The sequence below is a fragment of the Nostoc cf. edaphicum LEGE 07299 genome (genome assembly GCF_015207245.1).
In the GTDB taxonomy this organism is placed as follows: Bacteria; Cyanobacteriota; Cyanobacteriia; order Cyanobacteriales; family Nostocaceae; genus Nostoc; species Nostoc edaphicum_B.
The window spans coordinates 1-4,089 of record NZ_JADEXF010000532.1 but is presented as its reverse complement, the minus strand read 5'-3'; the positions used below and the strand labels follow the sequence as shown (position 1 = coordinate 4,089).

3 protein-coding genes are annotated in these 4,089 nt (G+C 41.9%); 1 reads left to right on the top strand and 2 read right to left on the bottom strand.

Features of this window, described 5'->3' with window-relative positions; translation table 11 throughout:
* Positions 1-198: 198 nt before the first annotated feature.
* Positions 199-648 (bottom strand): orange carotenoid protein N-terminal domain-containing protein, encoded by a 450-nt coding sequence (locus IQ229_RS16275; RefSeq protein WP_194045411.1) that lies wholly within the window; start codon positions 646-648, stop codon positions 199-201.
* 271 nt (positions 649-919) lie between these two features.
* Between IQ229_RS16275 and fdhD the strand changes: the two genes are divergently transcribed.
* A complete protein-coding gene (gene fdhD, locus IQ229_RS16270; RefSeq protein ID WP_194045409.1) occupies positions 920-1,759 on the top strand; it encodes a formate dehydrogenase accessory sulfurtransferase FdhD in 840 nt (279 codons plus the stop codon).
* A 271-nt stretch (positions 1,760-2,030) separates the two neighbouring features.
* On the opposite strand, the gene glmM is transcribed toward fdhD, so the two are convergent.
* Positions 2,031-3,503 carry a phosphoglucosamine mutase gene (gene glmM, locus IQ229_RS16265; protein ID WP_194045407.1) on the bottom strand — a complete coding sequence of 491 codons (1,473 nt, stop codon included), beginning with the start codon at positions 3,501-3,503 and terminating at the stop codon, positions 2,031-2,033.
* Between the last annotated feature and the right edge of the window lie 586 nt (positions 3,504-4,089).

The window sequence follows — 4,089 nt, the reverse complement described above, 5'->3', positions numbered from 1 at the left end:
GGTGGGGTTCTTCGGGTTTAATAAGTAATCAAGCGGACTTGATATAACTTGCATCAAGACTACCGCAAAGATGAGTATCTCTGCGGTAGTTCTAAGTTAAAGACTATTCAAGTAGAGCAAAAGGAGCCAGATTTAGCTTAATTTGCTATTTTCAGTTATCTCCAATTCTAGAAAGCATTGAGACTTCTTAGACTTATACTAACCGAACGCTTGCACCACACTCAACATAAAATTAACGCGCTGCTCAAACTCTAGCTTTTTGATCATTGCGACAAATTCATCCGTTTCACCAGGAAGTTGATAGTCGGATGGAACTTGGATAACGCTTCCATTGTCCATTCCTTGTGCCAGCAGCAACCAAACGTCTAATTTAGCATTAGGACTTAGAGCAGTATAGCCTTGGGTGATATTGTTATTTGCACCATCAATAATGTCGCGTTGTGCTTGCAGTTGCTCTTCTTTAGACAAGTTCTGGATTTGGTCAAACACTGCTTTAGCAGGAGCTTCAACGCTTGAAGGAGGTGCTGGGTTTAGCTGCTCTTTAAGATCCAAGTAACCGAACCAAAGTAGGGCTAGCTGAGTATCTACATCAAAGCCTTGAAAGGTTTCTAAAGCTGGTTTTGTTGCTTCATCGGCTGTGTAAGTCATAAAAAACTCCAACTAAGTTAAGGTTATTTTGATTTCCTCAGTTACTTACTGAGAAGGTTTGCTTTGAGTACTTCATACAACTTAACGAACAAATCCAGATAGATAACCCTACTTAGGGTAGGTATCGGACTTATTACATAAGACAGATAGAGATAACTGAAATTGCTAGTTACAAAAATGCCTGCTTCGATGTATATGAAGCTAACTAAGTAACGTCTGTGACTCTAAGCGATCGCTTGAAGGGGTTCCTGATTATAATGCAATCACAAATATGAGAATGCCAACTAAAAGTAAAACAAAAGCCACTGTTTGGGTAGTGGAAAAAGGCCAAGTACGGCCTCGTTTAGACCAACTCACCACCGAAGAACCTTTAGAAATTCGTCTTCTCCCTTTCCAGAAGACGGTAGCTGTAACAATGCGGACACCAGGGGCAGATTTTGAACTAGCTGCTGGTTTTCTCTACAGTGAAGGAGTCGTTAATAGCAGAGAAGATATCCGACGTATCAGCTACTGCGTAGATGAATTAGTAGATGGTGAACAGCGCCATAATATTGTAAATGTGGAACTGCGGGATGGGTTGATTCCAGACTTACAGCCTTTGGAACGTCATTTCTACACAAGTAGCGCCTGTGGGGTGTGTGGTAAAGCTAGCCTTGAGGCTTTGCGTCTGCGGGGATGTCCAGTGATTCCTTCTGGGCCAACGGTAACACCTGAGATCATTTATAGCCTACCAGATAAACTCCGGGCTGCTCAAGGTATCTTCACTGCTACAGGGGGTTTACACGCTGCGGCTATCTTTGATGCTCAAGGACAACTGTTAAACCTGTGGGAGGATGTTGGGCGACACAATGCTTTGGATAAATTGATTGGTACAGCTTTGCTCAGTGACGAATTGCCTTTAAATAATTGTATTATTCTGGTGAGCGGACGCTCTAGTTTTGAGATTTTGCAAAAGTCTACAACTGCTGGAGTTCCTATTGTTTGTTCTGTTTCCGCTCCTAGTAGTTTAGCCGTGTCTGTTGCCAAGGAATTTGGGATTACCTTAATTGGATTTCTGCGTGGAGAACGGTTCAATATTTACACTGGTTTGCAAAGAATAAATACTGCTTAAGAACATTTCCGTAGTGTCGTGGCGAGGCTAAATTGTTGCAAATAAATTTGTAGGTTGGGTTGAGGAACGAAACCCAACACCCCCAATACGTTTCTGTTAAGGTTTTTTGATTAAAACTATAAATCACAAAGACGCGATAAATCGCCGTCTCTTGCCTTTTCAATCCTGTACAAAATGTCACAGCTTCTACACATAACCAAGGGCGGTTAATTCGTAGAAGCTGTAATGAAACTTGACGTTTTTTGAAAGTGGAGATGAGATATTAGCTAATTTAGTCCATCAGATGCTGCTGTACTTTGGAAACTAGTTCATTTGTCCAGTAGTTGGTGAGTTCGGCATTGGCTGCTTCCACCATTACTCTAATGACTGGTTCTGTGCCAGAGGCGCGAACCAAAATTCTGCCGGAATCGCCCATTGCAGCTTCAGCAAGAGCGATCGCTTGTTGCACAGGTTGGCAGTCTTGCCATCCCAAACGGCGATCGCGATCGACAACTCGCACGTTCCGCAACAATTGTGGATAGGTTTGGAAGCTTCGATCTACTAATTCGCTTAAGGGAACACCCGCCTCTCTCACCAAAGATGCGATGTGTAATGCTGTTAACAAGCCATCTCCAGTTACGGCATAATGACGGCAAAGAATATGTCCTGATTGTTCGCCACCTAGCATTCCCCCAGTGCGCTGCATTTCGGCTTGCACGTATTGGTCGCCAACTGCGGTACGAATTAAGTTACCACCAATTTGCTGCCAAGCTTTCTCAAAGCCTAAGTTGGCCATGACTGTAGATACAATCAGGTTGTCTGGCAATTGTTGGTTTTGTTGTAAGTGGCGTCCCCACAAGTAGAGAATGTAATCGCCGTTAACTTGCCTACCTGTATTGTCTACTGCTAAGACGCGATCAGCATCGCCATCGAAGCCAAAGCCGATGTCGGCGTTGTGTTCTTGTACCGTTGCTGCCAAAATATCTAGGTGCGTGGAACCGCAGTTAACATTGATGCGATCGCCATCTGCCTCGTTATGCAAGCAGATTACCTCCGCCCCCATTTGTGTAAATACTGATGGTGCTAACCCAACTGCGGCTCCCCATGCCAAGTCTAAAACAATCTTCATTCCCTGAAGATTTAAGGCACCATTCAAGGGTTTTTTCAACGCCGAGCTATAATCTTCCACTAACTCGAAACGTGAGTAATGCCGTCCGCAATTACTGACTCTAGCGATCGGTGATATCTTGCCACGCAGTCCCGCTTCAATTTCTGTCTGCAATATTTGCGGTAACTTCCCACCATTTGCACTAAAAACCTTAATCCCATTGTCTTCTGGAGGATTGTGGCTGGCAGAAATCATCACTCCGCCGATGGCATCACTGATACTGGTGAGATAGGCAACGCAAGGAGTGGGGCATAATCCCAAATACCAAACCTCTAACCCCGCTGCTGTTAACCCTGCACTCAAAGCCATTGCTAACATATCGCTGGAGTTTCTAGAGTCCTGTCCGAGAATGACTGGCCCTACTTGAGTAGCATGGTTACGTAAAACGATCCCCGTCCAAAAACCAACTTGCAATGCTAAAGGCGCATTCAGTAATTCTCCCACTCGTCCGCGAATCCCATCTGTGCCAAATAAGGGATTTGCTGGTAATGGGATTAAATTCAGTCCAAAACTGCTCTCAATCCCTTTGCCCAATCCCTCAACTTCAGAAGTAGAACCCCCAGAAATTCCCGATGTCCGAGTTATAGATGAAACCATATTTTTAAACACTCCACACAATCACACTGAAAAATAAATAGCACTTAAGACTTTATTCAGCAATTTTGACATGCTTTTTCTCTTTAGAAATTCATTCTAGATCGAGCTATGTTACGTAATAATACTGAATTATTCTTTCTTAGATTGTAAATATTTGATAAAGTCAGTATTGGTTTTTACTTTATTAGTAAAGTCTCCACATCTTAGCTAATTATTCCTTTTATGCCGACAACTTTCGTTTTGATTTTTATCGGTATTAGTTCACACTTGACAATGCTACAACTAAGTAAATATGTAATAAATATTACTTTCAGGTTGCAAGAAAATTTTTCATCCAAGCTAAGAATGAAAGCAAGATTCAGCTAATAACAACAAAAAATCAAAATACTGAAATTTCAAATTCTGTTCTCTTAGCCTTGTTGCTGTGTAAAAAACTACAGAATCATTGCAGCTTAAAAAATTTTAATATAAATTCTCATCAAATAGTTTTAAGGTAACGTTTTAATGGCTTTATTTAGCCGTTAGTGAATCAAAACTCCGGCAGTTAACTTTTTAAAGTTGAGAAATTTAGCATGAGCAGCAATTT

Excerpts from the sequence above, each read along its gene's own strand:
- IQ229_RS16275 (WP_194045411.1), bottom strand. The coding sequence starts at position 648 with ATGACTTACACAGCCGATGAAGCAACAAAACCAGCTTTAGAAACCTTT.
- fdhD (WP_194045409.1), top strand. The coding sequence starts at position 920 with ATGAGAATGCCAACTAAAAGTAAAACAAAAGCCACTGTTTGGGTAGTG.
- glmM (WP_194045407.1), bottom strand. The coding sequence starts at position 3,503 with ATGGTTTCATCTATAACTCGGACATCGGGAATTTCTGGGGGTTCTACT.